4 protein-coding genes and 1 pseudogene are annotated in these 5,267 nt (G+C 62.8%); all 5 read right to left on the minus strand.

Annotated elements, in window-relative coordinates; all coding sequences use genetic code 11:
* Positions 1 to 235 (minus strand): annotated as a pseudogene (locus EOA38_RS27105) (hypothetical protein); the annotation flags it as partial.
* Between the two features lie 29 nt (positions 236 to 264).
* Positions 265 to 1,215, minus strand: a complete 951-nt coding sequence (locus tag EOA38_RS27110; RefSeq protein ID WP_126092136.1) for an SPFH domain-containing protein — start codon at positions 1,213 to 1,215, stop codon at positions 265 to 267.
* A 135-nt stretch (positions 1,216 to 1,350) separates the two neighbouring features.
* Positions 1,351 to 2,415 carry a ferrochelatase gene (gene hemH, locus EOA38_RS27115; protein ID WP_126092137.1) on the minus strand — a complete coding sequence of 355 codons (1,065 nt, stop codon included), beginning with the start codon at positions 2,413 to 2,415 and terminating at the stop codon, positions 1,351 to 1,353.
* A gap of 147 nt (positions 2,416 to 2,562) precedes the next feature.
* Positions 2,563 to 4,584: a bifunctional UDP-sugar hydrolase/5'-nucleotidase gene (locus EOA38_RS27120; protein WP_126092138.1), complete on the minus strand. Its 2,022-nt coding sequence runs from the start codon at positions 4,582 to 4,584 to the stop codon at positions 2,563 to 2,565.
* Between the two features lie 189 nt (positions 4,585 to 4,773).
* Positions 4,774 to 5,145, minus strand: coding sequence for a hypothetical protein (locus EOA38_RS27125; RefSeq protein WP_126092139.1), 372 nt, complete (start codon positions 5,143 to 5,145; stop codon positions 4,774 to 4,776).
* Positions 5,146 to 5,267 lie beyond the last annotated feature (122 nt).

Below are 5,267 nucleotides of genomic sequence, written 5' to 3' on the forward strand. Positions count from 1 at the left end.
GGACAAGGAAGGCGATAACCTGGACCTGCCAGGTCCAGATGGCGCCATTCAACTCGGCCTGCCAAGGCAAGATGGCGGCATAGCCGATGAGCAGCGAGATCGCGCCGATGATAAGGGCCGCGATGCCGATCCACAGCATGAACACGCCGGGCGCCACGATTTCCATCACCAGAAGCACGAAGCCGAGAACCATCCAGTTCCATGGCCCGAGTTCCGAAACGATGCGGTCGATCATTGACGTTTCTCCCACCCAGACGGCATAGATCAGTTGTCGCTCCGCCGCACCACCGGCGGCCGCGAGCCCTGCCGCGGCGTGCCGGAAGGGCCGTCGCCCTTGAAGACTTCGCGGGCGATCTCGCCGATACCGCCCAGCGAACCGATCAGCGACGAGGCTTCGAACGGCATCAGCACGATCTTGTTGTTGCTGGACGAGCCGATCTTGGCCAGCGCCTCGGTGTATTTCTGCGCGACGAAATAGTTGATCGCCTGCACGTCGCCCTTGGCGATGGCTTCCGACACCACCTGCGTCGCCTTGGCCTCGGCTTCCGCCGAGCGCTCGCGCGCCTCGGCGTCGCGGAAGGCGGCCTCCCGGCGGCCCTCGGCCTCGAGAATCTGCGACTGCTTCAGGCCTTCGGCGGCGAGGATCTGAGCGCGCTTGTCGCGTTCGGCCATCATCTGGCGGCCCATCGATTCCACCAGATTGGCCGGCGGGTTGATATCCTTGATCTCGACGCGGGTGATCTTGATGCCCCAGGGATGCGCCGCCTCGTCGACGACACGCAGCAGGCGCTCGTTGATGGCGTCGCGGTTGGAGAGCAGTTCGTCGAGATCCATCGAGCCCATGACGGTGCGGATGTTGGTCATGGTGAGGTTGAGGATGGCGTTCTGCAGACCGGAGACCTGGTAAGCGGCCTGCGCCGCATTGAGAATCTGGAAGAAGGCGATCCCGTCGACGCCGACGATGGCGTTGTCGCGGGTGATGATTTCCTGGCTCGGAACATCCAGCACCTGCTCCATCATATTCATCTTGGCGCCGATACGCTCGAAGATCGGGTTGATGATGTTGAGGCCAGGCGTCAGCGTCTTGGTGTACCGCCCGAAGCGCTCCACCGTGTAATTGTAACCTTGCGGCACCGTCTTGATGCCTTTGAAAAGAAGGATGACGACGAGAAAGACAAGAACAATGATGGCAATATCGAAACCGCTGAAGCCCATTTCGTTTCTCCCTCAAAGGCGGCGACCTCACGGAATCACTTAAGTGTGTTTCCGCAGCGTTACAATCATGTGATCGCTAATATTGGTTAGCGGACGCTTTTGCGCACCGGTTTCAGGGTCTGTCGATGAAGCCCGTCACACCCAGCCGGACAACTCGCGCCGCACCAGCGCCTCGATCACCGCCATGCCCTCGGCGCTGTCGTTGAGGCAAGGAATATGGGCGAAGTTCCTGCCGCCGGCGTGATGGAACGTCTCGGCCGCTTCACGGCCGATCTCGTCCAGCGTTTCGATGCAGTCGACGGAGAAACCCGGATTGACGATGGCGATCGACTTCACGCCCTCCTTCGCCAGCTTCTCGACGGTGACGTCGGTATAGGGCTGCAGCCATTCCTGCGCGCCGAAGCGCGACTGGAAGGTGATGATGAGCTTTTTGTCATCCCAGCCGAGCCTTGCCCGCAGCAGCCGCGTCGTCTCGAGGCAATGTGCCTCATAAGGATCGCCCTTGTCGGAATAAGGCTTCGGAATGCCGTGATAGGAGGCGATCACCACCTCCGGCACGAAATCGAGCGTCGCCAGATTTCGCTCGATCGAACGGGCGAGCGCCTCGATATAGACCGGCTCGTCGTAATAGGGCGGCACGCTGCGGATCGCCGGCGCATGCCTGATCCTCATCAGCGCGCGGAATAGCTGGTCGTTGGCGGTCGCCGTCGTCGTCGCCGAATATTGCGGGTAGATTGGGAAGGAAAGGATGCGCTCGCAACCCTGTTCGACCAGTCGGAGGGCGACGCTCTCCGTCGAGGGATTGCCGTAGCGCATCGCCCAGTCGACCACGACATTCGGCAAGTCAGCGAGGGCACCGGCCAGCTTCCCGGCCTGAGAGCGGGTGAAGGTGCGCAGCGGCGACTCGTTCCTCTCCCGGTTCCAGATCCTGGCGTAGTTGGCGCCGGACTTTTTGGGCCGCGTCGTGAGAACCAGCCCGTAAAGGATCGGATACCAGATCGCCTTGTTGAGCTCGATGACCCGCGGATCGGAAAGGAATTCCCTGAGATAGCGCCACATCGGCTTGAAATCGGTGCCGTCGGGCGTGCCGAGATTGATCAGCATGATGCCGATCTTGCCGGCCTTTATCGGTGCGGCGCCTGCCAGCGCCGGACCGGCGGTCTCGGCGGCTTTCGCATCGGCAGGGTTGGCAAGCGTCATCAACGGTCTCCGGACGGGCGCCGTGAAACTAGCGACGCCCTGCTGCTTTTCAATGTAGCGTCTGGCCGCACCTTATCCCGCTCCCGCATGAAAACGGAACACCCGCCCGGTTGCCGGACGGGTGCCCCTGAATTTTCCGGCGAGAGATTACTTCGCGGCCGGTGGAATGGTGAGCGTCGCGCCGAGCGGCAGCCGGCGCGGCCTGTAGTCCTTGTTGGCCTCGGAGATCAGCTTCCATTTGGCGCCGTCGCCATAGTTCTTCTTGGCCAGGTCCCAATAAGTGTCACCGGCGGCGATGACATGACTGGTCTCTGGGCCAGTCTCAGCCGGCTTGGCCCCGGCCGGTGCCGGCTCGGCAGGCTTCGCCGGTTCGGCGGCGGGCGCCGCAGGCGCGGTTTCAGCCGGAACGGTCGGCGGTGTGCCGGCGATGTCGCCGGAATTGGACGGCAAAGCCGGCATCGCGGGCGCAGTCTCGGCCGGTTTGGCAGGCTCGGTGGCCTGTGCCGTCGTGGCCGGAGCTGCCTCGGCGGGCTTTGCCGGTTCAGCCGCGGCTACCGTCGCGCCGACCTCGGTGATGCGGCCGTCGAGCTTCGGCGTATAAGGCCGGTGCGCGCCGAGATAGTCGGCCACCACCTGCTCCAGGCCAGGGCCGTAGTCGTAAGCGTCGGTGGCCTTCTCGGCGAAGACCTTGTAGCCGTCGCCGCCCTGGCGCACGTAATTGTTGGTGGCGACAAGATACTGCTTGTCGGGATTGATCGGCGCCCAGGCGCCGTTCTCCATCACCTCGACGGATTTGACGCGGCCGGCATTGGGCGCCACCGACTTGTCGAAGGAATATTTCAGCCCGGCGACCTGCGGGAAGCGTCCCGCGCCGTCCTCGATCTGGCTGAGCCCGCTTTCCAGCCCGGCGACCAGATCCTTGCCGGAGATCTTGAACGTCGCCAGCGTGTTCTGGAACGGCAGGACCGTCAGCACCTCGCCCATGGTCACGGTGCCCTGGTCGATCGAGGCGCGCAGGCCGCCGCCGTTCGAGATGACGATCTCGACGCCCTGGCCTTTCACCCGGTCGAGGACGGCGTCGGAGACGAGGTTGCCCATCTCGCATTCCCGCGCCCGGCAATTCTCGCGGCTGCCGTCGATCGGCTTGGTGGTCTCGGCGACCTCCTTGTTCTTCAGCGCCTCGATCGGCGCGCCGAGTTCCTTGATGCGGGCGAGCACGGCGGGATCCGGTGTAATCGACTTGTCGAGAAAGATCGGGTCGCCGTTCGCTTCCTTGACGACGCCGTTGTCGTCGAACACGACCTTGAACTCGCCGAGATATTTCGAATAGGACGCCGCCTGCACGACCGGCACCTTGTAGCCGTCGGGGTTGTCGACCATCGTCGGGTAGGGGCCTGCCGCCTTGGGGTCGGTGTTGGACAGGAGCGTGTGGCTGTGCCCGCCGACCACCACGTCGATACTCGGGATTTTCGCAATGACATCGCGCTCGCGGTTGTAGCCGATGTGCGTTACGGCGATGATCTTGTTGATGCCTTCTCCCTTCAGCTTCTCGACCTCGGCGGTGATCGACTTGACGTCGTCCGCGATGGCGATGTTGGGACCGGGCGAGGCGAGTTCCGGCGTGTCGTTGGTGACGGCGCCGACGATGCCTATTTTCTGCCCGCCGACTTCGACCACGATCGACGGCTTGATCTTGCCCGCGGCGCCGGATTTGTCGTTGGGCATGACGTTGGCGCTGACGACCGGGAACTTCGCCTTATCGACAAAAGGCACCAGCGCGCTCTCACCGTCGTCGAATTCGTGGTTGCCGAGCGTCACCGCGTCGGGTTTCATCTGATTGAGAAACTCCTCCTCGGCGGCGCCCTTGTAGGTGATGTAGAACAGCGATCCCTGGAAGCTGTCGCCCGCGTTGAGCAGCAACACGTTCTGGCCTTCCAGCTTCTTGCGCTCCTGCGCGATCGCCGTGACCAGCCGGCCCGCGCCGCCGATGCATTCGCCCTTGGTTTCCTCCTCGGCGGAACATGTCGACTCGTATTTGTTATTGCCTTCGATGCGGCTATGCCAATCGTTGAAATGCAGGATGTTCAGCGTGTAGTCGGCAAAAGAGGTTCCGGCCGACAGGCCAAGCGTCGAGGCAGACAGGGCTAGAATGGCGGCAATTTTCTTCATCTTCGTCTCCCGGATAAGCTGACCTGATGTGCTTAACGCCCTCGCTTGACTGGAACATAACAGCCAGCTTCGGGTCATGTTCACATCGCGTTTTGGTCGATGCAAGCGGAAATCGGGAGGAAGTTTGCCGGCACAAAAAAGGACGGCGGCTTGCGCCGCCGTCCCTGAAAAGGGTCGATGCCTAACGGCTTATGCCCGGCGCGTCAGCACGAAGTTCTGACCGCTGGCGCTGGTGCAGTTGAGCTGGCTGGTGGAGACCATCAGGCAGTTGAAGCTGACCGGCGTCTGGCGGATCAGCGACGTGCCGTGGATCTCGACCGAGGTCGGGCCGGTCATGGTGTAGCTGCCTTCGGACAGCTTCTGGCCGGTGTCGGTGGCGACGGTCGTGAAGCTGCCTGCCGCGAAGGTCGACAGGCCGGTGCCCTTGGCGTCGATCCAGTTGCCCTCGACGCCCTTCGGCGCCGCTGCGATCGGCTCGGAAGGGCCGGTGGTGGTGCAGGCGGCAGCGGCCAGAAGGCTTGCCGCGGCGCTTGCCGAAAGCAATTTGCGCGCAATGGTCATTTGAAAACCCTCTCCTCTCGCATCGGCCCGAAAATCGACTTCGATTTCGGATGGCACGACGCGTCCATTCAATGTGCTAGAGCGGACTTGGTGCATCCGAATGGACGCGTGTCGCTCTAGGC

The organism is Mesorhizobium sp. M1E.F.Ca.ET.041.01.1.1 (assembly GCF_003997355.1).
Taxonomy (GTDB): Bacteria; Pseudomonadota; Alphaproteobacteria; order Rhizobiales; family Rhizobiaceae; genus Mesorhizobium.

Bases quoted from the DNA above. Each gene is read 5' to 3' on its own strand.
- EOA38_RS27125 (WP_126092139.1), bottom strand. From the start codon at position 5,145: ATGACCATTGCGCGCAAATTGCTTTCGGCAAGCGCCGCGGCAAGCCTT.
- hemH (WP_126092137.1), bottom strand. From the start codon at position 2,415: ATGACGCTTGCCAACCCTGCCGATGCGAAAGCCGCCGAGACCGCCGGT.
- EOA38_RS27110 (WP_126092136.1), bottom strand. From the start codon at position 1,215: ATGGGCTTCAGCGGTTTCGATATTGCCATCATTGTTCTTGTCTTTCTC.
- EOA38_RS27120 (WP_126092138.1), bottom strand. From the start codon at position 4,584: ATGAAGAAAATTGCCGCCATTCTAGCCCTGTCTGCCTCGACGCTTGGC.